Genomic DNA, 25,138 nt, shown 5'->3' on the forward strand with positions numbered 1-25,138 from the left:
TTCCATATTTCAGCAACACAGAATTTCCGATCTTTCATACAAAAACAATTTGATAACTTGGTAACTTGATAAACTTGCACCTGCGCACTTCGGACAGAGGCGCACAGGTTTGGGGATAGTCCGCCACTAATTATTCCCATACGGAACAACTGTCATTCCGATGTGATGGATAAAAATAATCGCCTGCTGGTGTATTATCGGTATTTATCATGTTATTTTTGTAACACTTTGTTTCAGTTCGCATTCTGGAAACGCCCTGTTACAGTTTTGTGGATGCAATAGATCGCCTCTCGCAGCATGTTGTCGCTGTAATTGGTTTAAAGCCAGGGAGGAAACATATAATGTATCTGCGCAAAACCATCCTCGCCACAGGTGTGGCGTTATCAGCTCTCGCAACTGCCAGCTTTGCTCATGCCGAGCCAACCGCTGAAGTCCTGCATTGGTGGACTTCGGGCGGCGAAGCAAAAGCTGTCGCAGCTCTTAAAGAAGATTTTGAAGCCAAAGGCGGCAAATGGGTCGATAGCCCGGTCGCTGGTGGTGCTGGCGATGCAGCCATGACCGTTCTGCGTTCGCGCGTTCTGTCGGGTGATGCACCGGCTGCTGTGCAGCTTAAAGGTCCGGCGATCCAGGAATGGGCCGAAGAAGGCGCACTTGCCGACCTTAACGACGTTGCCGCAGCCGAAAATTGGGATGATGTCATTCCGGCAGCAATCCAGGACGTCATGAAGTACAAAGGCGACTATGTTGCTGTTCCGGTGAACATCCACCGCGTTGACTGGATCTGGGCAAACCCGACCCTTCTGGCAAAAGTCGGTGCTGATACGGTTCCGACCACTTGGGACGAGTTCAATGCCCTTGCTGACAAACTGCAGGCTGCTGGTATTACGCCGGTTGCCCATGGTGGTCAGCCTTGGCAGGACGCAACCATCTTTGAAACCGTCGTTCTTGGCCTTGGCGGTCCGGAATTCTATCAGGAAGCACTCGTTGATCTGGACGACGACGCGCTGAATTCCGACACCATGAAAGCGGTGTTTGACCAGATGCGTAAAATCCGCGGATATGTAGATGCTGACTTCCCGGGTCGTGACTGGAACCTTGCCACCGCAATGGTCATGAATGGCGATGCCGCCATGCAGATCATGGGCGACTGGGCCAAAGGCGAATTCCTTGCTGCTGGTAAAGTACCGGGCAAAGACTTCCTTTGCGCACCGACCCCGTCAGAAAATGGTTACCTGTTCAACACCGACAGCTTTGCAATGTTCAACGTTTCTGGCGACGACAAAATTGCCGGCCAGAAGCTGCTTGCTGAACTGATTGTTGGTGAGAAGTTCCAGGAAACCTTCAACCTTCTCAAAGGTTCGATCCCGGCACGCCTTGGCGTTCCGATGGACAAGTTTGATGATTGTGCGAAAAAATCCGAAGCTGACCTCAAGTCTGCTCAGGATGTTGGCGGCTTCCTGCCGTCGATGGCACATGGCATGGCGCTTCGCGGTCACCTTTCAGGTGCCATCGTCGACGTCGTGACAGCACATTTCAACTCCGACATGACATCTGACGAAGCCGTCTCGCGTCTGGTCGAAGCTGTTGAATTGGCCAAAGACTAATCTCATCTGATCAGAACAGTATTGCTGTCTGAATAGCGCGCAGGCCCCGGATTTCCGGGGCCTGCTTCCCACTACTTTAACTTTTGAGGCAAAGGGTATGGGGGCTTCTCAAAGCACCGAAAGCAACCTGGCGGCCAGCATCCAACGTCATCTTTCCAAGATCGTGGTTGCACCGTCCTTTGCTGCGTCCCTGTTTTTCGTTTACGGGTTTATCCTGTGGACCGGCTATATGGCGTTTTCCAAGTCGCGCATGCTTCCCGTTTGGGATTGGGCAGGCTTGCGGCAGTACGAACGTCTGTGGCAGATGGAGCGCTGGCATGTTGCCATTGAAAACCTGTTTATATTTGGCGGTCTGTTTATTGTGACCTGCCTGTTTATCGGGTGCCTTTTGGCAGTTCTTCTCGATCAGCGTATTCGCGCCGAAGGCGCTCTTCGCACGATCTTTCTCTATCCGATGGCCCTGTCGTTCATTGTGACGGGTACTGTCTGGAAATGGCTACTTAATCCGGGCCTTGGCCTTGAAAGCATGATGCATAACCTCGGCTGGGAGAGCTTCAAGTTCGACTGGCTGGTAAATTCAGACATGGCGATTTACACCGTTGTCATCGCAGCCGTCTGGCAGGCATCGGGCTTTGTCATGGCAATGTTCCTTGCGGCATTGCGCGGCGTTGATCAAGACATCATTCGCGCAGCCTATATGGATGGTGCCAGCCTGCCCCGCATCTATTTCGGCATTATCATTCCGTCAATTCGCCCGGTCTTCCTGAGTGCGATTGTCGTTCTGGCCCATCTGGCTGTCAAAAGCTTTGATTTGGTCATCGCCCTTACCGGTGGCGGCCCGGGCTATTCATCCGATCTTCCGGCAACCTTCATGTACACCATGGCATTCCAGCGCAACCAGCTTGGTATTGGCGCGGCCAGTGCGATGATGATGTTGGCAACCGTTATGGCGATCATTGTGCCGTACCTGTATTCCGAACTGCGCGGAGGCAAGAAAAATGGCTGATATTCAGACCTATAGCCAAGACGCAGGCTGGAAAAACGTCGTACTGCGCGGGTTGCTGTATCTCGTTTTGATCCTGTTTGCGATCTACTACCTCTTCCCGCTGATTGTCATGATTTCAACGTCATTGAAGTCGCTTGACGAAATTCGCGAAGGGTCCCTGATTTCACTTCCGCGTGTCATCACATTTGATGCCTGGAACTATGCATGGAACGAGGCATGTGTCGGCGTGGAATGTACGGGTATCAAAATCTATTTCTGGAACTCGGTCAAAATGGCGGTTCCCGCTGTTCTGATTTCGACCTTCCTTGGTGCGATCAATGGCTATGCGTTGACCAAATTCCGGTTCAAGGGTGCAAACATCGTCTTTGCCCTTCTGCTGTTTGGCTGCTTCATTCCGTTTCAGGTCGTTCTGCTGCCGATGTCGCAGGTTCTTGGCAAGCTTGGTCTTGCCAGTTCGACCCCGGGCCTTGTGATGGTCCACGTCGTGTATGGCCTGTGCTTTACCACCCTGTTCTTCCGGAACTACTATGTTTCGATCCCCGACGAACTGGTCAAGGCAGCTACCATTGATGGTGCGGGTTTCTTCACCATTTTCTGGCGTATCATTCTGCCGATCTCGACCCCGATCATCGTGGTTTCGGTCATCTGGCAGTTCACCCAGATCTGGAATGACTTCCTGTTTGGTGCCTCATTCGCCTCTGGCGCAAACGCACCAATGACTGTCGCACTCAACAATATCGTCAACACCACTACCGGCGTAAAGCAATACAACGTTGATATGGCCGCAGCTCTGCTGACGGGTCTTCCGACGTTGCTGGTTTATGTTCTGGCAGGCAAATACTTCGTCCGCGGCCTGACCGCTGGTTCGGTGAAGGGATAAGCAAATGGCATCACTCACCCTCGATAAAGTTCGCAAGGCATTTGGCCCTGTTGAAGTTCTCAAGGAAATCAACCTGTCGATTGACGATGGCGAGTTTCTCGTCCTTGTCGGTCCATCAGGTTGCGGTAAATCGACCCTTCTGAACCTGATTGCAGGTCTGGAAACGTCCACGGACGGGGAAATCCGCATTGGCGATCGCGTCATTAATGACGTGCACCCCAAAGACCGTAACATCGCCATGGTGTTCCAGTCTTATGCACTTTATCCAAATATGACGGTGCGTAAGAACATCACCTTTGGTCTGGAAATCCGGGGCGTCTCAAACGCGGAACGTGACAAGGCAGTTGCCGATGTTGCGAAACTTCTGCAAATCGAACCGCTTCTGGATCGTAAGCCAGCCCAGCTTTCAGGTGGTCAGCGTCAACGCGTTGCCATGGGGCGTGCGCTTGTACGTGATCCGGACATCTTCTTGTTCGATGAGCCGCTTTCGAACCTTGATGCCAAGCTGCGCGTCGATATGCGTACCGAGATCAAGAAACTGCATCAGCGCCTTGGATCGACCATTGTCTATGTGACGCACGATCAGATCGAAGCCATGACACTGGCATCGCGGATCGCAGTCATGAAGGGTGGTATCCTGCAGCAGTTCGATACCCCGCAGAACATCTATGAGCGCCCGAACAACATGTTTGTTGCCGGCTTCATCGGCTCACCGTCGATGAACTTTATGGATGCGACCCTGCGCGATGAAAATGGCACGCTTTCGGTTCATATTGACCGCGAAGGCAGCCCGATCAGCCTTCCACTGTTTGAAGCACCGGAAAGCTACCGCGCATATGCTGGCAAAAAGGTTGTCTTTGGCATCCGTCCTGAGGCGCTTACGCACAAACGTAGCAGCTCAGACTCTGCCGACAGCCAGTACGTCAATTTCGATAGCAAGGTCGAAGTGATCGAACCGACAGGTGCCGACACCATGACCGTGATTGAAATTGCCGGCAAAGAAATCGTCGCGCGTGTCCGGCCAGACCGGGCACCAACACCGGGCGAGAGCATGACGTTCTCGGCCGACATGTCTCAGATCAGTCTGTTTGACCCGGATTCCGAGTTGCGGATCTGATCTGACTGGCGGGTGGTTCTGGGGGCCACCCGCCATTCTTCTTTTTGTCGTATGCCCAAATCGAAGGCGGCGTCAGAACATGCATCAAATTGCAGGTTCACGTAGATTGTAAACGGTCCCGCTGTGGGCCGTTTTTTTTGTTACCGCATTCAACAGATCACGGATTGACCGTAACCCGACGGGGCAGCGATATAATCACCTCAAGCCCCCTGCCCGGCATGTTGCGCAACGCAATATGACCGTCATGGGCATCAACTACGGTTTTGACAATCGACAAACCAAGGCCACTGCCGCCTGTCTTTCGCGCGCGTGATCCTTCAACCCTATAGAACGGTAAAAACACCTTATCCTGATGCTCATCGGGAATACCCGGGCCTTCATCGCGGATCGTGACCAAAACCGTGTCGGCTGTTGCCTCAAGACTGACCTTTGCCCGATGACCGTATTTCAGGGCATTTTCAATCAGGTTGGTAAAGGCACGTTTTAGGGTGCCCGGTCGACAGGACAAACGAATGCTGCGTTTGCCGCCAAAGGAATGTGGTTCATCCCCGCCGCCAAACACCGTATGGACGGAACTGAATTGCAACGGTTGAGGGCCATCAAAGGACACAGGGCGACCAAGGTCGGCGTAATCGTCACAGATCGCCTCAAGAACGGACACGAAATCAACGGTGCGTTCTTCTTCCTTCTGAATCCAGTCGCCCAGAAAGTCCAGCGCATCGTTTAAAAGGCTGTCCATTTCATCAAGGTCGCGCAGGACCGTTTCACGCAACTCATCATTTTCAATAAATTCTGCCCGCAGACGCAACCGCGTACTGGGTGTGCGCAAGTCATGCGAAATCGCCGCCAGCATCCGGGTTCGGTCGCCTAGCATGCGCGATATCCGTTCGCGTAAATCGTTATAGGCTGCTGCCATCGACCGGGCTTCGGTCGGGCCACGTTCTTCGACTGGCGGATTATCGACTTCATCTCCGTGATTGATGATGGCACGTGTCAGGTTCTTGAACGGTCCAGCCAGCAAATCAGCAAGGGCTGCAAACACCGCCAAAACGGCGGCGACCCCCATCAAAAACATCAAGAAAACAAGCGACGGCGACGAATAGTTTGCCCAAAGTTCATCATGGCTCACCAGAAACCGTTTGCCCGATGGCATCATAATTTCAACTTGGGCTTCCAGACCAAGCCGCGCAATTTCGCGCGACAGCTCGGCGAGAAACAGGCTGGGATTTTCGGTGGCCTCGATGACGGCGCGCTGTTCAGCACTTAGCCGTCCACGCAGAAAATGAACCTTCACCGAAATCGGCCACCCGGTGTTGGCCAACCTGACCGGAAGGGCAATGTGCTGTGCCGGGCGGGAGAACAAAAGCAACGTTCCCAGATCATCAGGGGGCAAAATCCGTAACGCCATGCCATCGCGCGCCGCGATATCGACAATATTGGATTCAAATTCGGGATTTTCGGCAATACGAAGCAATTCGCGGATGGTAAAGCCCAGTGTATAGGCCCGCCCGATCCGCTCGTTACGCTCAATGACATAGAGGGATGCCATGGTGCTGAGAATGGCGATGATCACACCGCCCAGCATCATGAGCATAAAGATGCGCCCGCCAAGGGTACGCGGTTTATAGCGGCGAAGATGGTTGCTAAATTCCGCGAACATACCGCCCATCAGCCGACCCTAAAGCGTTTGCGTATCTGCGCAGAACTGATAACCGATACCGCGCACGGTTTTGATCAGCTTGGGGTTTTTGGCATCTTTTTCGATTTTGCGGCGCAGGCGGCTGATCTGGATATCGATACTGCGATCGAACGGCAGCGAGCTTTGCCCGCGCACGATATCAACCAGTTGTTCACGTGAAAGCGCACGCTTGTTGTTTTTCACCAATGCCAGCAACAGCGAAAATTCACCTGTTGAAAGGTGAACCGCCACACGGTCGGCATCAAGCAATTCACGTGACCCGATATCAAGGGTCCATTCGCCAAAAATGATCCGTTTGGTTGGCGCGACTTCGTTATCAACCGGCCCCGCGGTACCGGTTTCAAACCGGCGGAACACGGCACGAATACGTGCCAGCAATTCGCGCGGATTGAACGGCTTGGTCAGATAGTCATCCGCACCAAGTTCCAACCCAAGAATACGGTCCGTATCCTCACCCACCGCCGTCAGCATAACAATCGGCACCTTGGATGTACGACGCACGTCACGGCACAATGCAAAGCCGTCTTCACCTGGCAACATGATATCAAGAATCACCAGATCGATTTTCCAGTCACGTAAAGCCCTGTGCATCTCATTACCATCAGACACCGTGGTGATCCGAAAGCCATGTTGCAGCAGGAATTTTTTCAAAAGCTTCTGGATTTCCTGATCGTCATCGACAACCAGAATATGAGGTTCACGTCGCGTAGTCAGAGTCCCCACCTCCCTATGGTAGACAGGCCCGATCAGGACCTTGGGCGGAGTTTAGTCGATAATGCCAACGGTTTGAACCATTTTACCAATTGTCGCTGATAAAAGAAAAAGCCGGGCTTTACCCGGCTTTCTCCAATGCGTTTCAACGCCTTTACATCCTGTGATGTGATGGACTATTTCAGGTCATAAACCTTCGTGCTGCCCGATACTTCAGACGCAACAACAAGCATCGCATTGCCAGTCGGGCTGTCAGTGGCCGCGACGAACTGGAAACCCTCAGGTGCGAGTTCACCAGCAGTGTCATGTTCCGGGCTGCCCGAAAAACGACGATCACTGTGATAAGTAACAAATTGCGGGTTGCTCGGGTTTGTCAGGTCATAAACCATAAAGCCACCCTGACGTTCCAGACCGATAAAGGCATAAGGCGTGCCGTTGACATAGCCCGACGCGATGCCTTCGGGTTCTGGCCCCTTGTCATCAGAACGGTTGTCGCGGCTGTAGTTTTCGGTATCCGATGCGTTAAATACATTTGCGTAATTTGCTGCCAAGTACTGCTCAAACGCATCACCACTGTCAAAGACCATTTGGCCATCGGCATCAAGGACCGAGAACGACCGCGCCCCATAGCTGTAAATCACATCGACGTCACCATCACCGTCGGTGTCGCCCTGTGCGGTTGTGGTTTTCAACCGGCCCAGATTTTCATCTTTCTGAAGGCTGCTTGCATTCGGGAAGGTAACCGGATCAAGCGTCAGCTTGCCAACACGCGTTTCTTCGCTGTAACCGTCGTAATCACGTGAATCGCCCTCGTTGGCGATCAGAACCCACGTTTTGCCACCAATCTCAATCGCATCAATGGTGTCTGGCATATACATGCCCATCACCGACCATGTGCGGATGTTGATTTTGCCATCCTTATCACTGGCATCAAACGCATGAACCGAATGATCCTTGAAACCAAGACCCGCGATGCGGACAACGCTTGCGGTTTCGATATCAATGATTGCGACCGCGTTGTTTTCCTGAAGCGAGACATAGGCGGTTTTACTGTCTTTGCTAACCGCAATATATTCCGGCTCGACATCCTGCGCGACGCTGGAGGTGCCGGGGTTTGATGTCCGCATGCCATATGGCAGGTCGGCATTATTGAGGAACGTAAAATCAACTGTGCGCACATCAGAATCGCTCAGCCCATCAACACCGCCTGACAGTGAAATGATCGAAACACTGCCTTCCGGATCGTTGGTAAAGGCGTCGTTCGGCTCACCCTCATTGGCAACCAAAACATGTTTACCATCCGGGCTGAATTTGATCATGTCGGGCAATGCCCCGACGGTAACAGCCGAGATGAAGTCGCCATCAGTATTGAAAAACACAGCCTGTCCGGAGGCCTGTTTGTCGGCATTTTCAACCGCAACCGCGACAACCCCATTCATGATCGCAACGCTGTTGGCACCCTTGCCCCACGCCGAAAGTGTGATGGCACCGACCTTGGTCAGTTCATCCGGGTTCGACATGTCAAGAATATCAATCGCCTTGTCGGCACCATTGACCACGAAAATACGCTTTGTTTCCGGGTCAAAGGCCGGAATTTCAGCCGCACTTTCGTCAAGCATTCCTGTCCGATATTCGCCCATCGGGACAATCGTGAGTGGATGTGCACCAACGTTGGTGCTCCCATCGGCCATCATGACACTGTTACTGGCGGTCCCGGCACAGGCACTCAGCAGTACGGAAACGGCGGCAGTTGCCAGAAGTGAAGAACGCATAATTCCCCCTTGGTAAATGGTTCATAAAAACAGACAACCTGCGGATTTGCTGTAACGGTTTGATGACCGAATGGTGACCGTTTCATAAATATCTTTCGGCAATGACTGCTCCAATCGGCGTGCGAAGCCGTAATAATAGTCAAACCGTCGCGTTGTCAGGACCCAAGCCAGACAGGATTGCCTTCATGCCACAGATTAACATCGCCGTTATCGGCGCGGGAATGGCCGGTCTAAAAGCCGCCAGCACGCTGCATAACATTGGAATGAACGTCACCGTTTTTGAAAAAAGCCGTGGGCTTGGCGGACGTCTGGCATCCCGGCGCACCGATTTTGGTCATTTCAATCATGGTGCTCAATATGTGACTGCCCGAAATCCAGGATTTGATGCATTCCTGCGTCAGGCAACCGACCATAAATCCGCGCGAAACTGGCGCCCGAACCTTCATCGCGGCGACATAGAAAGTGGATCGATAACCTCTACCGACCAGATCGCACAAAACCCAGATACCATCTCGCAACTTGATCAAACAGCGCAGACCAGCATGGTCGGTAACCTTGCAGTTGATTGCTGGTTTCAGGGGGCACCACAGATGAATAAGCTAATCCATCCGCTGGTGGATGAATTTGACATCAAAAAACAGCATCGCATCATCGCGATTGAGCCATCCGGCCCGCGCCAGTTCATGTTGCATGATGATCTTGATGGCACATTTGGGCCATTTGACGGTGTGATTGTCTCCGCACCCGCACCACAAACTGCGGATATTTTACGCCCGCTCAGCCCCCGTTTTGATCCGATTGGTGATGTGGTGATGGCGCCCTGCTGGGCGGTGATGGTGGCATTTGAAAAGCCGCTGCCGACGGCCTTTGATGCCATGCTCTATCCGTCTCCGGAAATTAGCTGGGCGGCACGCAGCACACAAAACGAAGGCGTCTTTCACCCCCGCACCCCCGACCCATGGGTTTTGCACGCAACACCACAATGGTCGCGCGACCATCTCGAAGAAGACAAAGACCGGGTAATTGAAAAGCTTCTATCGGCCCTTCGCACCGCAAGTGGTGTCAAACTGCCCGAACTGCATAGCATCGCCGCCCATCGCTGGCGCTATGCCCGTACGGAAGTGCCGCTTGGCAAAAGCTATTTGAACGGTATGAATGGTCGGGTGATTGCCGCAGGTGACTGGTGCCTTGGCGCGCGGGTCGAAGCCGCATGGCGCAGCGGCCAAACCGCCGCGCACGCCATGATGCAAACCCTGATTGGGTAGCGCTAACAACAGAACATACCAACATGCCGCGTAACGCAAACGGACAACGCCCTTCAAAGGCCGACTTGCCACAAAAGACATGCCCGGCCTGCAATCGACCATTTTCATGGCGGCGTAAATGGAAGGATTGTTGGGACACGGTGCGATATTGTTCGGAGAGATGCCGCAACCAGCGCTCACAAAAAGAGCGACGTTAGACAAAGCAAACGTCGCTCTTTTCACGCATTAAATGCACGCGATGACCACCCCCGGCAGTCAGCTACGTAACGATTGCAACTGTTTGACAAGCCCCGCGGTCGAGGCATCACGTGATGCAGCACTTTCAGTGCCCTGTACCATCGGAAGCAGTTCCTTGGCCAATTGTTTGCCAAGCTCAACACCCCACTGGTCATAGGAATTCACATTCCAAATGATACCCTGAACAAAGATTTTATGTTCATACATCGCCACCAACTGGCCCAGCGTAAACGGGTCAAGCTGCTTATAGAGGATCATGGTGCTAGGTTTATTCCCGGCAAAAACCTTTTGCGGGGCAAGCACATCAATCTCCGCCGGGGACAGATCACCACCAGCAAGCTCATCACGAACTTCTGCTTCGGTCTTACCGCGCATCAGGGCTTCGGCCTGTGCAAAGCAATTGGCAACCAGCTTTTCATGATGGTTCGACAACGGATGCAGCGCCTTGGCCGCGACTAAGAAGTCCACCGGGATCAGTTCGGTTCCCTGATGGATCAACTGATAAAACGCATGCTGCCCATTGGTGCCGGGCTCCCCCCAGATGATCGGGCCGGTTTCATAGGCAATTGGCTGACCATCACGGGTCACTGATTTACCGTTACTTTCCATATCGGCCTGCTGCAAATAGGCAGGCAACCGCGAAAGATGCTGATCATATGGCAGGATGGCCTGGCTCGATGCGCCCAACACATTGCGATACCACACCCCAATCAGGGCAAGGGTCACAGGAATGTTGGCGTCAAGCGGTGCTGTTTTGAAATGAGTATCCATCGCCTGCGCACCGCGCAGCAATTCTTCGAACTTGTCATAGCCAACGGCGAGGATGATCGGCAGGCCAATCGCCGACCACAGGCTATAGCGCCCACCAACCCAGTCCCAAAAACCAAACGCATTATCGGTATCAATCCCGAATGCCGCGACCTTATCGAGCGCAGTTGAAACGGCGACAAAATGCTTAGCAACGGCATTTTCGTCGCCCAATGCCTTAATCAGCCAATCACGCGCCGAATAGGCATTGGTCAAGGTTTCATCAGTGGTGAAGGTTTTGGATGCGATGATAAAAAGCGTTGTTTGCGCATCAAGGTGTTTCAGCGTATCGACAATATGCGCGCCATCGACGTTCGACACAAAATGGCATCGGATGCCGTCAATGTGATACGGGCGCAGCGCCTCATTAACCATCACCGGACCAAGGTCCGATCCACCAATGCCAATATTGACGACATCGGTAATTTTCTTGCCAGTATGGCCCTTCCACGCGCCCGAATGAACCCGCGCAGCAAAGGCTTTTAACCGGCTGAGAACGTCCTTGATCGCGGGCATGACATCTGCGCCATCAACCTCGATCGAACCGCCATCAAGATTGCGAAGGGCCGTGTGAAGAACAGCACGATTCTCGGTGACATTGATCCGGTCGCCGGCAAACATCCGGTCGCGCCAACCTTCGACATTGGCCGCAGTCGCCAGTTCGCGTAGGGCGACCATGACGTCATCGCTGATCAGGTTTTTCGAATAATCAACAAACAGGTCATCCAGTGACACGTTAAAGCGATCAAACCGTTTGGGATCGTCGGCGAACGCCTGACGCAGGTTCAATTTTTCGGAAATATCCGCACCAAGGCGATCAAGTTTTTCCCAGCTATCGGTCATTTTATCTGCGGACATACCACCCTCGGCCAATTCAAATCATTTCACACACAATCACCATGCCAGGCAGCCTAGCACGATGATCATACTGTTTGTGGGACAGTTTGCGTAAAGAGTGTGGCGGTGATGGGGCTGCCGCCACGCTTACACGGTATTCCTAAATCCTCAACGCGCGGAAAGAAAGGCTTCGACTTCTTTCTCGGTCGGAAGCGCGTTGATCGCACCGCGTTTGGTGGCCGTAATCGCCCCCACCGCATTGGCAAAGGCACATGCGTCGCGGAGTTTTTCTTCTGATCCCAGCAAATCCGGATCTTTTAAAAGCCGCGACAGGAAACCCGCCGTGCAGCCATCCCCCGCCCCGGTGGCATCAACAGCCGTGATTTTATAAGACGGGACAAAACCATCAAATTCCGGCGTGATAAAGCGCGATCCTTTGGGGCCATAGGTCACAACCAAGGCCCGCCATCCGTCACACCACAAATCCTTGATGCCGTCTTCAAGGTCATCCTTGCCCGATACAAAAAGGATTTCCTCATCCGACATTTTGACAATGTCGGCCTGACTGATCGCCAGACGCAGGATTTCCTGCGCTTTCTCTTCGCTTGGCCATAGCGGCAAACGAAGGTTGGGATCACAGGAAATAATCGCACCGTTTTCGCGCGCGATCTTGATCGCTTCAAGCGTCGCGGCACGCGGATCATCATCAATCATACACAGCGTTCCGTAATGGAACAGATCGGTAGATTTCAGCATATCCTGATCAAGGTCAGCCGGTGACAGCAGCATGTCGGCCGACGGGCTGCGATAGAACGAAAATTCCCGTTCCCCATCAGCGCGCAACGACACAAAGGCAAGCCCGGTCAGGGCTTCCTTGGTCAGGACAATACCGGATGTGTCGACATCGGCACTTTTAAGCGTATCAACCAGAAAATGACCAAAGGCATCATCGCCCAATTTGCCAATAAAGCCGGTTTCAATACCCAGACGTTGCAATCCCACAGCCGCATTCCCCGGCGCGCCACCCGCAGCCTTGGCAAAAGCAGGCGCATCGGCAAGGCCGGTTCCCGTCACGGTCGGTACAAAATCGATCAGAAGTTCCCCAAGGCAAACAGCTTTTGCCGTCATTACGTTTCTCCGTTTTTATCACCCGGATCATGGATCGGGATCATATCATTTGCTGTGGGACGCACCGCTTTTAAATCGATTCAATTCATCACGCAAAGGAATTAGGCCGTATCTTTCGAAACGACCTGTTTTCCGATCTTCGAACTATGACCGCGCGGCACTCAGACCGCCCACCCCTGATCCACTTCACGTCCACGATCAAGGGACCGCATCCACTCATCAAAACTGGCATCGCGATCAAGCTGTGCGCGGTAATGGCGATGCAACGCCGCAACCAACCGGCCATCACGACCCAGTAAATCATCGGCATAGCCAATCATGCGTGAATTTGGCCATGCAATCGGCCGAATGGTCCGAAGCTCGTTAAACAGACTATCTTCGTCAAGGTCAGGCTGCGCTTGTGCCATCAATGTCAGCATTGCCGCAGTCGAACGTGACACCCCCATATGGCAATGAACAAGCAAATGCCCGTTTGACCGCTGATCCACCGTATTTTTCAGTACTTCACCAAAACGCAGCACCTCTTCGACAATGCCGGGGCTCGGAGCAATCATGTCGGCTTTATCATCAATAATGTCATGAAACCGCAGCAAGGTCCGTTCATGCGGGCTGTAATGCGTAAAAACATCGGGATCATCCCGATCAGGATCAATCATGGACAGCACATGTGAAACAGCACTGCTGCGATGGGTTGGCAGCTCATCAATGCCGCAAATTGTCAGCATGGAAATGGAAATCTGTTTCATGTCGTTCTCCTAAGTGATGTTTTCACGACATAAGAGCACAGCAATCTAAAAAAACAAGGGCCGGACTCATGAAATAAGCCCGGCCCAATGCGTTAAACACTTATGTCGCAATGCTTATTTCGAACGGTTAACCGCATGAATGTTCAGCATTTCCCATGCCATTGTCGCCCCGGCAAGCGATGTGATGTCAGAAACATCATACGGCGGGGAAACTTCAACAACGTCGCTACCGATCAGATCGATATGCCCGGCAAGGCCACGCAGGATCGAAACGGCCTGATGGGTGGTCATCCCACCCAGAACAGGTGTTCCCGTCCCCGGTGCATAGCACGGGTCCAGACCATCGATATCAAAGGTGATATAGGCCGGACGATCGCCGACCGTTTCCTTGATTTTCGCGACAATGGCGTCAATCGACATGTTCTGAACATCCGGGCCATACAGGATGTTAAACCCATGCGCCGACTCATTGTGGGTGCGAATGCCGACCTGAATGGATTTTGACGGATCGACAATGCCCTTTTGCGCTGCATGCCAGAACATGGTGCCATGATCAATCCGGTCGCCGTCATCTTCCCAAGTATCGGAATGGGCATCAAACTGGATCAGCGAAATACCATCGCCGTATTTTTCGGCATGGGCCTTTAACACCGGATAGGTGATGAAATGATCGCCACCAATCGTCAGCATCTTGGATCCTGACTGCACGATATCGCGCGCGTGGTCTTCGATCATGTCGGGCAGTTTTTCCGGATGGCCCGGATCAATAACCATATCGCCGTAATCAATCACCGACAGTTCGGCAAAAATATCGCGCCCTGACGGAAAGTGCGGCGCCCATGCCAGATTGGCCGAGGCACGGCGCACACCTTGCGGGCCAAGTCGCGTGCCCGGTCGGCTTGAGGTCGCCAGATCATAGGGAATGCCTGTTACCGCCACATCAATGCCGCTAAGATCGCGGGAATATTTTCGGCGCATGAATGACAGTGCGCCGGAATACATCGGCTCGCTGGTGTTCTGATGCACGGATTTCGCCGTAAAGGCGTTATCGCCGCCTTTGGAATCAATGACCCCGGTGCTGCTCATTTTTCATCCCTTATCTCTGAATGAAGCTCAGAAGAATTAAAGTTCGGTCACGCGTCGCCCAGTGCAATCCAGGTCGACTTCATTTCACAATATTTGTCCAACGCATGCAGGGAGCGGTCGCGACCTGTCCCTGACTGCTTGTAGCCACCAAACGGCATGGTGATGGAGCCACCGTCCCAACAATTGACCCAGACAAGACCAGACCGCAGTTTCTTTGCGGTCAGATGTGCCTTGTTGATGTCACGCGTCCAGACGGCTGCGGCCAGACCATATGGCGTATCATTTGCGGTCTGAACAGCTTCTTTCCAGTCCTTGACCGAAATAACCGACAGAACCGGGCCAAAGATTTCTTCCTTGGCGATGGTCATGTCATTTTTGATACCATCAAACACGGTTGGCTCAACGTAATAACCACCGGTTTCGGTGCGCGCACGTTTACCACCAGTACGCAAAACGCCGCCTTCGGCAGAACCCTTTTCGATGTAGCCCAGAACACGGTTCATCTGACCTTCATCGACAATCGCACCCATCTCGGTTTTGGGATCGAGCGGATCACCCGGCTGCATTTTTGCACCCGCAGCAATGACTTTTTCGATCAGTTCGTCCTTGATGCTTTCTTCGACAATCAGGCGCGAACCCGCGGTACAGACTTCACCCTGATTATAGAAAATGCCACCTGCGGCAGCCGCAGCAGCCGCATCCATATCCGGGCAATCGGCCAGAACGATGTTCGGGCTTTTCCCGCCACATTCCAGCCAAACACGCTTCATGTTTGACAGACCAGAATACTGCAAGAACAGCTTGCCGACTTCGCCAGACCCGGTAAAGGTCACGCAATCAACATCTTCATGCATGCCAAGCGCCTTGCCCGCTGTTGGGCCAAAGCCCGGAACAACGTTCAGGACACCTTCGGGAATACCCGCTTCAACCGCGATCTCAGCCACACGAAGGGCGGTAAGCGGCGATTGTTCGGCCGGTTTAAGGATAATGGAATTGCCCATCGCCAAGGCCGGGCCAAGTTTCCACACCGCCATCATCAACGGGAAGTTCCAAGGCACAACAGCCGCAATCACGCCAAGCGGTTCACGGGTGATCATGCCAATTGCATTGATTTCCGATGACGATACTTCGTCATAAATCTTGTCGATCGCCTCGGCATACCAACGAATGCATTTGTATGAAAGCGGGATATCATCGCGCGACGCCAGCGTGATCGGCTTGCCCATATCAAGGCTTTCGAGCAAGGCGAGTTCAGCAGCATTCTTTTCGAGAAGATCGGCAAAATGCAGCAGGATTGCCTTGCGCTTTGCCGGCGCGGCTTCGGACCAGCTGCCTTTTTCAAACACAGCACGGGCTGACGCCACCGCGCGGTTGACGTCTTCGACATCACATTCGGCAACCTTGGTCAGAACCGAACCATCACGTGGACTGATACAGTCAAAGGTCTTGCCGGATGCCGCATCGACATAGGCGCCATTGATGAACGCCTTATTGCGAATATCAAGGGCTGCGGCCTGTGCGGTCAGCTGTTCAAAATTCAACGGATTGGTCATCGGAAGTCTCCTGACGGATGGCGCTTTGGGCCTTGTTCGATTTCGATAAACATACACGGGCATTTTGCCCGTTTTGTGACGTGATCAATAAGATGGCGGGGTCGCGGCACTGACAACTTCGCATTCACCATCCCCGACATTTCGGAAACGGTGCGGGATTTCCGCATTGAAATAATATGCGTCCCCCGGGCCAAGAATCTTGACCCGCTCCCCAACGGTTACCTCAAGTTTGCCACGCACGATAACACCGGCTTCTTCACCCTTCTGGACAATCAGTTTGTCACCCGTGTCACCGCCAGCCGGATAGGTTTCATGCAGAACACGCAAATTACGATCCTTGCGCGTTGCCCCGACAAGACGCATCGACATCGTCCCGTCGGCCAGCTCAACAAGATCTTCCTTGTTAAAGAAAATCTCTTCACCGGTATCAAGATCGATGGTGAAGAAATCGATCAGGGTCATGGGGATTCCTGCCAAAACCTTGGCCAGACTATCAATCGACGGGCTGACGCGGTTTTGTTCAATCGTCGAAATCGTGCTGTTGGTGACACCGGCACGCCGTGCCAGTTCCCGTTGTGACAGCCCATACATGCTGCGCACAGCCTTCAGGCGATCCCCTACCTTCTGTGACATTCCTGTTCTTTTCCCTATCGCACGCTTTTTATATTTTTATGCGCGGTCAAACCGCATCAAGGTACCAGCGATATTCAAGCTGGGTCACCTCAGAGAAAAACTCGTCATATTCGGCACGACGGCAAATGTCGAAAACTTCAACAAACTTCTCGCCCAAATATTCTTTGACGATATCGCCTTCGACAAACCGGTCGAGGGCGGAAATCATGCTGCGTGGGACGATCTTGCCTCCGTGCTGTTCATAGCCGTTGCCAACTGTTGGCTCACCCGGATCAAGCTTGTTTTTCATGCCGTAATGCACGCCAGCCAAAACACAGGCCAAAACCAGATACGGGTTTGCATCCGCACCAGATACACGGTGTTCAACACGTGCGGCTTTTGGGCTGCCAGCAGGAATACGCAATGCCACAGTCCGGTTGTTCAGACCCCAGTTCGGCGACATCGGCGCATAGGCCTTGTTCTGGAAACGGCGGAATGAATTCGGGTTCGGCGCAAAGATCGCCATGCTTTCAAACATCGCTTCCTGCAGGCCACCAATGGCAAAGCGCAGATTGTCTGACACTTCTTCATCGCCTTTGGGCGACATAACATTGTTGCCGTCTTCATCGCGCAAGCTGACATGGACGTGCAAGCCGTTACCAGCCTGATCAGAATACGGCTTTGCCATGAAGGTCGCGGTCACACCGTGATCCCATGAAATGCCCTTAACCACGCGTTTAAGCTGCATGGCATGGTCTGCGGCCATCATCGGGTCACTGACATGGCCCAGATTGATTTCAAACTGTCCGGGGCCTGCTTCGGCAACGATGGTATCGGCCGGGATACCCTGACGGTTCAGTTCGGCAACCGCATCATGAAGAACCCGTTCGAAATCTTCGATCTGCTGAAGACCATAAACCTGCACACCATCCGATGCGATCCCGCCACCAAGCGGCTGCGGGGGCAATGGCACGGCTGTTTCCCGATCCTGATCGGCAAGATAGAATTCAAGCTCAAGTGCCACAGTCGGATAAAAACCGTCCGCGGCCATGCGATCAACAACCGACTGCAAAACATTGCGCGGATCGGCAAAAAAGCGCGAACCGTCAAGGTTATACAAGCTCATCATCACTTGGGCCAAAGGCAGTTCGCCATATGGAACACGGCACAGCGTACCGGCGATCGGCTTTGCTATATTGTCCTGATCACCACTGGACCACAGAAGTCCCGTGCCTTCCGGATTGTCACCGGTGATATCGACAAGACAGACGGAACCCGGCAGATTAACGCCTTCCTGAAAGCTTTTAAGGAATTTCTGTTTGCTGATTCGCTTGCCACGAAACACCCCGTTAACGTCGGGGATCAGCAATTCAATAAGTTCGATATCAGGATTTTCTTCAAAGAATCGTTGGGCTTCTGCCCTACTGTCTTCGACGAACGACTTGTTCATCGTCTTATACTCCCAGAAAAGGCCTCGTATTCGCAGGGTTTATCCCTGCCGCATCGTGCCGTGCCAAACAGCCCCGGTCAAGCCCATTCGTGCGATATATCGTGCAATTCGCGCAGCGCACAATTTCTGAATACGTGAAATTAATCAGCGGACACCAGCATCCCACAACAACCAGCAGATAACAAAAAACAACGCATTTTACCGCAAAATATTATCCAAAATTTCCTCTTGCAAAGGTGTTCAAAAAAACGAACACTAAAAGCAGATGTTCAACATATCGCACAAAACAGGCAAGTACCGCTGTCAGGAGACGCTATGAATAATTTCGACAAAACCGCCTATTGGCAGGACATAGATCAGGCACACCATATTCATCCGTTCACCGATACGGCGGACCTGAACAATCGTGGCACGCGCGTTATTACCAGCGCCAAGGGCGTGTTTATCGAGGATTCCAACGGCAAGCGCTATCTTGACGGCATGGCGGGCCTCTGGTGTGTCAATATCGGTTATGGTCGCAAGGAACTTGCCGAAGCGGCCTATAAGCAGATGCTTGAACTGCCCTACTACAACAACTTCTTCCAGTGTGCGAATACGCCTGCGATTGAGCTTTCCAAAGTTCTCGCCGAAATCACGCCCGAAGGCCTCAACCACGTATTCTACGCCAATTCCGGGTCTGAAGCGAACGACACGGTTGTTCGTATGGTGCATCAATACTGGAATCTTAAGGGCAAACCTGAGCGCACCCACATCATCAGTCGCAAGAACGCCTATCACGGCTCGACCGTGGCCGGTGCATCGCTTGGCGGTATGTCGGGTATGCATGCACAGGGTGGTTCACTGCTGCGCGATGTCGTTCATATTGATCAGCCTTACTGGTACGGCGAAGGCGGCGACCATACCCCCGAAGAATTCGGTCTGCTGACCGCGCGCAAGCTTGAAGAAAAAATCGAGGAACTTGGCGCAGACCGCGTTGGCGCCTTTATCGGTGAGCCGATCCAGGGGGCTGGCGGCGTAATCATTCCGCCGTCAACCTACTGGCCAGAAATTCAGCGTATCTGCAAAAAATACGACATTCTTCTGATTGCCGATGAAGTCATTTGCGGCTTTGGCCGGACCGGCAATTGGTTCGGGTCTGAGACCTTTGACATCAAACCCGATCTGATGCCGATGGCAAAGGGTATGTCGTCTGGCTACCTTCCTATTTCGGCGGTTATGGTTGGCGAACGTGTTGCCGATGTTTTGATCAATCAGTGCGGTGAGTTCACCCACGGCTTTACTTATTCCGGCCACCCGGCGGCGGCCGCCGTCGCCCTTGAAAACATCCGCATCATGCGCGATGAAAAAATGGTCGAACGGGTCCGTGATGACATCGGCCCGTATTTCCGCAAACAGCTTGACACCCTTAAAGACCATCCGCTGGTCGGGGCGGTTGAAGCGATTGGCCTGATTGCTGGCATGCCGTTGGTTGATGACAAGAAAACCCGCAAAGCATTTGATAAGCCGGGCACCGTCGGCACCATCTGCCGCGATGCATGCGTTGCCAATGGTGTCATCTCGCGGGCCTGTGGCGACCGTATGGTTCTCTCACCACCGCTTTGCATTACTCACGACGAAGTCGACGAGCTGGTCAAACGGCTCCGTGCGGCACTGGATGATACTGCCAAGAAAATCGGTAAAATGTAATCATCATACAATTTCTGTGACTTAACGAAATACCCGGCATGACCTATCATCGCCGGGTATTTTTAATCCCGCGCATCCGATCCCATCGTTTTACCCCATCGCAACGAGTGCCCCATGCTCAAACGCATTTACCAGCCCGCCGCCTATCAAACTGACACCCTGCCCGACAGCTATTGGGTCGAAAGTGCCGCACCACTGCCAGATTGCGAAAAGCTTCCGATTGATGGCGCGCTTAAAACCGACGTCGCGATTATTGGCGGCGGGTATTGCGGTTTGTCAGCGGCCCTGGAACTTGCGACGAGCGGCACAAATGTTACCGTCTTTGATGCCGGACGCAGTGGTTGGGGTGCATCGGGACGTAATGGCGGTTTTTGTTGCATGGGCGGCAGTGGCAAGGGATACGGCTATCTTGCCAAACGATTTGGCGTGGATGAAACCCGTAAATTTGCCCGTATTCAACGCGATGCAATTGAGCTGGTCGATCAACGCCTGAGCGATTGGGACATTGATGCCGACCGCCATTCGGATGGCGAGGTCGTTTTGGCTCATAAACCCAACCGGGTGCGTGAACTGCACGAAGAAATCGACGAACTCAACCATTTCACTGACATTAAATCAGAACTTCTTGATCGTGATACCCTTGTGGAACGTGGCCTGAATGCCGGGGAAACATACGGCGGGCTGCATGTGAAAGCCGGATTTGGCCTTAACCCGATGAAGTATCTGATCGGATTACACGCACAGTGCATCAAGGCCGGTGTTCGAATATTCGAACAGGCAAAGATCGACCGTTTTGACGAAGCTGACGGCAAATACACCCTGCATGCAGGCGCAACCCAAATCACTGCCGATAAGATCATCATCGCCACCAACGGATACAGTGCGGAAAACCTGCCCGACTGGATTGGGGGCAAGCTGATGCCGGTCTTTTCGGGGATTTTTGTCACCCGCCCCATGAGCAACGATGAACTTGCCGCACAGGGCTGGACCAGCGACCTGATGGCATTTGATAGCCGGATTTTACTGCATTATTTCCGCAAACTGCCCGACAACAGGTTTCTGTTTGGTGGACGCGGCGGCATTACCGCCACCCCGGCGGCCTTTGACGCGGGCAAACGCGACTTGCTGAGCAACTTTAACCGTATGTTCCCGGCATGGCGTGATGTTGAGCTCACCCATCACTGGAATGGGCTTGCCTGTCTGTCACAAAGCTGGCGGCCCTATATCGGGCGGGTTCCCGGTTATCGGGATGTGTGGACAGCCCTTGCCTGGCATGGCAATGGGGTTGCGCTGGCAAGTCAGGGCGGCAAACTTCTGGCCCAACGGATGCAAGGTGCAATTGGCAACGAAGATCTGGGCGCGGTTCTTGGGACCCCGATGGATAATTTCCCGTTGCCAAAATTGCGCCGTGTCGCCCGGTCAGCGGCCTATCGATATTACGGATTACGGGATCGGTTTGCGTAATTGGGCAAACTGACATATGTCATGATGAACCGTCGCAGGTTGCGCTAATCCTGTGACATCCTGACCGCATCACAGGCCGATTCACCATGTCTGACAAACAGCCAACCCTTGCCGAAATCAAGGAACGCCGCGAAATCGCCACCCGGCGGATCAAGGAAGACACCGGGATTGATCAGGGCATGATCAAAAATATCGTTCACGGATTTTACGCCAAGGTCCGAGAAGACGACATGCTTGGTCCGGTGTTTGAGGAAAAAGTTAAAAACTGGGACACTCACCTTGATCGCATGGTGATGTTCTGGTCATCGGTCGCACTGGCAACCGGCAATTACGATGGGCGTCCGATGCAAAAGCACATGCCGCTTAAAATCACCCGCCATCATTTTGACCGCTGGCTGCAACTTTTTGCACAGACCCTTTCGGAATATTGCGATGAACCCGCGGCCAAGCATTTCATGGAACGCGCCCTTCGCATCGCATCAAGCTTTGAAGTCGGGATCGCGGCCCACAATGGGGTAATCCTGTCCAAGGGCGAACGCTATGACCCGGTCGCAAGCTGGACACCGGATCAATAGGCAACGCCACACCAGTTGCATTTTGCAATCAGTTTTGATACCGTGCCCTCGACTGCACGATGTATCAAACCAAAGGTGCCCCGATGTCTGACACACTTGCCATTGCCCAGCGCTATTTCCAGGCCTATGAAAATTCGGACCGCGATGCGATCGAGCGTCTGGTTTCCGATAATTTCCGGTTTACCAGCCCGCTCGACAACCAGTTGGATCGAAACGCCTATTTCGAATGTTGCTGGCCCAATCATCAACGGATTGACAGGTTCAACCTTATACATCTCGTTGCGAACGGGGATGACGTTTTTGTCACCTATGAAGGGGACATCAATACTGGCCGCCGTTTTCGAAATACCGAAATTCTGACCATCCGTGATGGCCGTGTTACATCGGTCGAGGTCTATTTCGGCTGGAACCTGCCCCATGACGTGCCAGAAGGCAGCTCAGCCCCTTCGTGATGTAAAAAACAACACCCCCAACATCCCGAAACGCAAAGAGTTGATGCAGATTTGGCGTGCATGACAACGCTGGTCTCATGATGTTTTCACCCCAAGATATCCCTTTTGCGGACATCAGGACATTGAAACCCATAAGAAAATCCATCAATCTGTGCATTATCGGTTTTGACTAGGGTCTGCACCCATTCCCGATTGAAACAAAAACGGAGAAAATAACGATGTGGTTTGCGATCCTTGTCGCCGCCATTCTGCTGGTTGCACTGATTGCCTATACTTTGTATGGACATCGCCGCCATCTGGCCATCAGCATTGGCCCGACAATTGACCCGGCGTCACGTCCAAACACTGCCCTTCTGCTGATTGACCTGCAAGACGATTTCACATCGGATAACGCAAGGCACACCTATCCTGCCGACGCGATGAAAAATGGCATCATGGCCATCAACAAACTGGTCGAAACGTCCAACGCCAATGGCTTTCCGGTCATTTCAATCCGACAAACCTTCGCTGGCTGGTACGTCAACTTTCTTGTCAAATTGCTCAATGAAGGACGCGGCTGCCCGAAATCAAAGGGACTCGACATTGATGCCCGGATTGATGGCGATATTGACCACGACATCGTTAAATCACGCGCAGACGCCTTTCATGAACCCGAATTATCCCTGGTTCTGGACCGGCATCAGGTTGGCAAACTCATCATCGTCGGATTGGATGGAGACTTTTGCGTCAACGCCACCATGAAGGCCGCACTTAATCGCGGCTATGATGTGTCGTTTAGTGACACAACCACCCTCGCCCAAAACCCACAAAGCTGGCGAAAAACAAAATCCCGCCTTATCGCACTTGGCGCGAAAGATAGGATTGACGAAAAAGCCAGCGATGCCGTCTCAGACACCACAGCCACAGCCACAGCCACAGCCAAACAAAGCGAACCGGCTTAGGATCAGGACCTAAAGCCGGTCGCGGATCGAGTACCAAACCATAGCCGCCACCAGCATCGGATACCGCAGCGTCTTGCCGCCGGGGAATGCCGGTATTTTCAAGTTCGACATTACGTCAAACCGTTCCATTGTTCCGGCAACCGCATCGGCCATGATCTGCCCGGCCAAGGTTGCCATCGCAACCCCATGCCCGGAATAACCCGTTGCGGTAAAGACATTATCCTCGATCTTACGGAAAAACGGCATCCGGTTCATCGTAATCGCCAACGTCCCGCCCCAACCGTAATCAATTTTAACGTCTTTGAGCTGCGGATAGACTTCCAGCATATGGGGTGAGACGAACGATTTGATGTCGCTGGGGAAGCGATAGCCATATGTTTCCCCGCCACCAAACAGCATGCGGTTATCCGCACTAAGCCGGTAATAGTTGATCACGAATTTTGAATCCGCAACCGCCACATCATCGCGGATCAAATCACGCGCCAAATCATCGGAAAGCGGTTCGGTGGCAATGATGAAATTATTGATCGGCATCACGCGCTTTGCCACACGGTCTTCAAGAGCATCAAGATACCCATTGCAGCCAAGGATCACTTTGTTAGCGCTAACAACCGCACCGTTGCTGGTTTTAACCGTGACCTTGCCCGACTGATTTTCATAGGATGTCACCATCGCATTTTCAAAAATGCGCGCCCCTGCAGCGCGGGCCGCATTGGCAATGCCAAGCACGAAGTTCAGCGGGTGAATATGCCCCGCCCCCATATCAAGCGACCCGCCATGGTAAAACTCAGTCCCCAGCATCTCGCGCATTTCAGCACGGTCAACGTTGCGGATCTGGTTATAGCCATATTCGCTTTGCAGCTTTTCGGTGTAGGCATGGGTATCTGACACAAACCGCGCGCGATGGTCGGCATGTAAAATGCCCGGTTTCCAATCACATTTGATGTCGTGTTTGGTGATCAGGGATTTGACGATGTCCTTGGACTGCTCGGCGATATCCCACAGTTTTTTGGCATCATCGCGCCCGACCATCTTTTCAAGGTCATCCTGTTCGCGGCGCTGGCCCGATCCGACCTGCCCGCCATTGCGGCCCGATGCGCCCCAGCCAACCCGATGGGCTTCAAGCAGGATGACATCAAAGCCACGTTCGGCCAGATGCAAGGCCGATGACAACCCGGTAAAGCCGCCACCGATGACCACAATGTCGCACGACTGATCCCCTTCGATTGTCTCGAACGGTGCGGTCGTATTGGCGGTCGCGGCATAATAGGATGCCGGATAGGTTCCTGCCTTGTCATTGGCGGTCAGCAAATTCGGGGTAAACACGAGGGAGCCTCAATTTGGTTGTTCTTTGTCGCGACATCCTGCCCGATCAGGGGCATCTATCAAGGGAAAACAGCCGTTTCCAGCTGTATTTGGATGGATTTCACCGATTATACCAAAATAGGCATCGCCAAGGAAAAAGGATTGCGCAAAGACGCGTATAGAACGCGATACCTGCGGCCCTTTT

At 53.0% G+C, this 25,138-nt stretch carries 22 protein-coding genes; 11 read left to right on the forward strand and 11 right to left on the reverse strand.

Annotated features, from left to right (window positions below):
• Window positions 1-341: 341 nt before the first annotated feature.
• From AMM48_RS02995 to ugpC, 4 genes are all read left to right on the forward strand, one after another.
• Window positions 342-1,604: an ABC transporter substrate-binding protein gene (locus AMM48_RS02995; RefSeq protein ID WP_102782833.1), complete on the forward strand. Its 1,263-nt coding sequence runs from the start codon at window positions 342-344 to the stop codon at window positions 1,602-1,604.
• 97 nt (window positions 1,605-1,701) lie between these two features.
• Window positions 1,702-2,610, forward strand: coding sequence for a sugar ABC transporter permease (locus AMM48_RS03000; protein ID WP_022732420.1), 909 nt, complete (start codon window positions 1,702-1,704; stop codon window positions 2,608-2,610).
• Window positions 2,603-3,490, forward strand: a complete 888-nt coding sequence (locus AMM48_RS03005; protein WP_102782834.1) for a carbohydrate ABC transporter permease — start codon at window positions 2,603-2,605, stop codon at window positions 3,488-3,490. Before AMM48_RS03000 ends, AMM48_RS03005 begins: the two co-directional genes overlap by 8 nt.
• Window positions 3,491-3,494: 4 nt before the next feature.
• Window positions 3,495-4,607, forward strand: coding sequence for a sn-glycerol-3-phosphate ABC transporter ATP-binding protein UgpC (ugpC, locus tag AMM48_RS03010; RefSeq protein ID WP_022732422.1), 1,113 nt, complete (start codon window positions 3,495-3,497; stop codon window positions 4,605-4,607).
• A 157-nt stretch (window positions 4,608-4,764) separates the two neighbouring features.
• On the opposite strand, the gene AMM48_RS03015 is transcribed toward ugpC, so the two are convergent.
• From AMM48_RS03015 to AMM48_RS03025, 3 genes are all read right to left on the reverse strand, one after another.
• Window positions 4,765-6,276 carry an ATP-binding protein gene (locus AMM48_RS03015; protein ID WP_102782835.1) on the reverse strand — a complete coding sequence of 504 codons (1,512 nt, stop codon included), beginning with the start codon at window positions 6,274-6,276 and terminating at the stop codon, window positions 4,765-4,767.
• Window positions 6,277-6,285: 9 nt separating this feature from the next.
• Window positions 6,286-7,029 (reverse strand): response regulator, encoded by a 744-nt coding sequence (locus AMM48_RS03020; protein WP_028791561.1) that lies wholly within the window; start codon window positions 7,027-7,029, stop codon window positions 6,286-6,288.
• 164 nt (window positions 7,030-7,193) lie between these two features.
• Window positions 7,194-8,789: a choice-of-anchor I family protein gene (locus AMM48_RS03025; protein ID WP_102782836.1), complete on the reverse strand. Its 1,596-nt coding sequence runs from the start codon at window positions 8,787-8,789 to the stop codon at window positions 7,194-7,196.
• A gap of 185 nt (window positions 8,790-8,974) precedes the next feature.
• Between AMM48_RS03025 and AMM48_RS03030 the strand changes: the two genes are divergently transcribed.
• Both AMM48_RS03030 and AMM48_RS03035 read left to right on the forward strand, forming a co-directional pair.
• The gene (locus tag AMM48_RS03030) at window positions 8,975-10,054 is read left to right on the forward strand and encodes an FAD-dependent oxidoreductase (RefSeq protein WP_102782837.1); all 1,080 of its coding nucleotides are present in this window, start codon (window positions 8,975-8,977) and stop codon (window positions 10,052-10,054) included.
• Window positions 10,055-10,077: 23 nt separating this feature from the next.
• On the forward strand, window positions 10,078-10,251 hold the full coding sequence (locus AMM48_RS03035; protein ID WP_102782838.1) for a DUF2256 domain-containing protein: 174 nt from the start codon (window positions 10,078-10,080) through the stop codon (window positions 10,249-10,251).
• A 58-nt stretch (window positions 10,252-10,309) separates the two neighbouring features.
• Here AMM48_RS03035 and pgi read toward each other — a convergent pair whose 3' ends face one another.
• The 7 genes from pgi to AMM48_RS03070 form a co-directional block, all read right to left on the reverse strand.
• Window positions 10,310-11,956, reverse strand: coding sequence for a glucose-6-phosphate isomerase (pgi, locus tag AMM48_RS03040; protein ID WP_102782981.1), 1,647 nt, complete (start codon window positions 11,954-11,956; stop codon window positions 10,310-10,312).
• Between the two features lie 147 nt (window positions 11,957-12,103).
• Window positions 12,104-13,063, reverse strand: a complete 960-nt coding sequence (locus AMM48_RS03045; protein WP_102782839.1) for a PfkB family carbohydrate kinase — start codon at window positions 13,061-13,063, stop codon at window positions 12,104-12,106.
• Window positions 13,064-13,224: 161 nt separating this feature from the next.
• Entirely contained in the window at window positions 13,225-13,809 is a 585-nt protein-coding gene (locus tag AMM48_RS03050) for a protein-tyrosine-phosphatase (RefSeq protein ID WP_102782840.1), read from the reverse strand.
• Between the two features lie 114 nt (window positions 13,810-13,923).
• Window positions 13,924-14,895: an agmatinase gene (speB, locus tag AMM48_RS03055; protein WP_102782841.1), complete on the reverse strand. Its 972-nt coding sequence runs from the start codon at window positions 14,893-14,895 to the stop codon at window positions 13,924-13,926.
• Window positions 14,896-14,942: 47 nt separating this feature from the next.
• A complete protein-coding gene (locus tag AMM48_RS03060; RefSeq protein ID WP_102782842.1) occupies window positions 14,943-16,448 on the reverse strand; it encodes an aldehyde dehydrogenase in 1,506 nt (501 codons plus the stop codon).
• A gap of 84 nt (window positions 16,449-16,532) precedes the next feature.
• Window positions 16,533-17,081 (reverse strand): cupin domain-containing protein, encoded by a 549-nt coding sequence (locus AMM48_RS03065; RefSeq protein WP_022732432.1) that lies wholly within the window; start codon window positions 17,079-17,081, stop codon window positions 16,533-16,535.
• Between the two features lie 46 nt (window positions 17,082-17,127).
• Complete coding sequence (locus AMM48_RS03070; protein WP_022732433.1) at window positions 17,128-18,510, reverse strand: glutamine synthetase family protein; 1,383 nt, start codon at window positions 18,508-18,510, stop codon at window positions 17,128-17,130.
• Between the two features lie 315 nt (window positions 18,511-18,825).
• Here AMM48_RS03070 and AMM48_RS03075 point away from each other — a divergent pair, with 315 nt between their 5' ends.
• The 5 genes from AMM48_RS03075 (at window position 18,826) to AMM48_RS03095 (ending at window position 23,628) form a co-directional block, all read left to right on the forward strand.
• Window positions 18,826-20,196 carry an aspartate aminotransferase family protein gene (locus AMM48_RS03075; RefSeq protein WP_102782843.1) on the forward strand — a complete coding sequence of 457 codons (1,371 nt, stop codon included), beginning with the start codon at window positions 18,826-18,828 and terminating at the stop codon, window positions 20,194-20,196.
• 114 nt (window positions 20,197-20,310) lie between these two features.
• Window positions 20,311-21,660, forward strand: a complete 1,350-nt coding sequence (locus AMM48_RS03080; RefSeq protein WP_102782844.1) for an FAD-dependent oxidoreductase — start codon at window positions 20,311-20,313, stop codon at window positions 21,658-21,660.
• A gap of 86 nt (window positions 21,661-21,746) precedes the next feature.
• Window positions 21,747-22,235, forward strand: coding sequence for a group III truncated hemoglobin (locus tag AMM48_RS03085; protein WP_102782845.1), 489 nt, complete (start codon window positions 21,747-21,749; stop codon window positions 22,233-22,235).
• Window positions 22,236-22,318: 83 nt separating this feature from the next.
• Window positions 22,319-22,687: a nuclear transport factor 2 family protein gene (locus tag AMM48_RS03090; protein ID WP_102782982.1), complete on the forward strand. Its 369-nt coding sequence runs from the start codon at window positions 22,319-22,321 to the stop codon at window positions 22,685-22,687.
• 218 nt (window positions 22,688-22,905) lie between these two features.
• The gene (locus tag AMM48_RS03095; protein WP_102782846.1) at window positions 22,906-23,628 is read left to right on the forward strand and encodes an isochorismatase family cysteine hydrolase; all 723 of its coding nucleotides are present in this window, start codon (window positions 22,906-22,908) and stop codon (window positions 23,626-23,628) included.
• Window positions 23,629-23,637: 9 nt separating this feature from the next.
• On the opposite strand, the gene AMM48_RS03100 is transcribed toward AMM48_RS03095, so the two are convergent.
• A complete protein-coding gene (locus AMM48_RS03100; RefSeq protein ID WP_102782847.1) occupies window positions 23,638-24,954 on the reverse strand; it encodes an FAD-binding oxidoreductase in 1,317 nt (438 codons plus the stop codon).
• Window positions 24,955-25,138: the final 184 nt, after the last annotated feature.

It is taken from the genome of Thalassospira sp. GB04J01, assembly GCF_000751115.1.
Classification (GTDB): domain Bacteria; phylum Pseudomonadota; class Alphaproteobacteria; order Rhodospirillales; family Thalassospiraceae; genus Thalassospira; species Thalassospira lucentensis.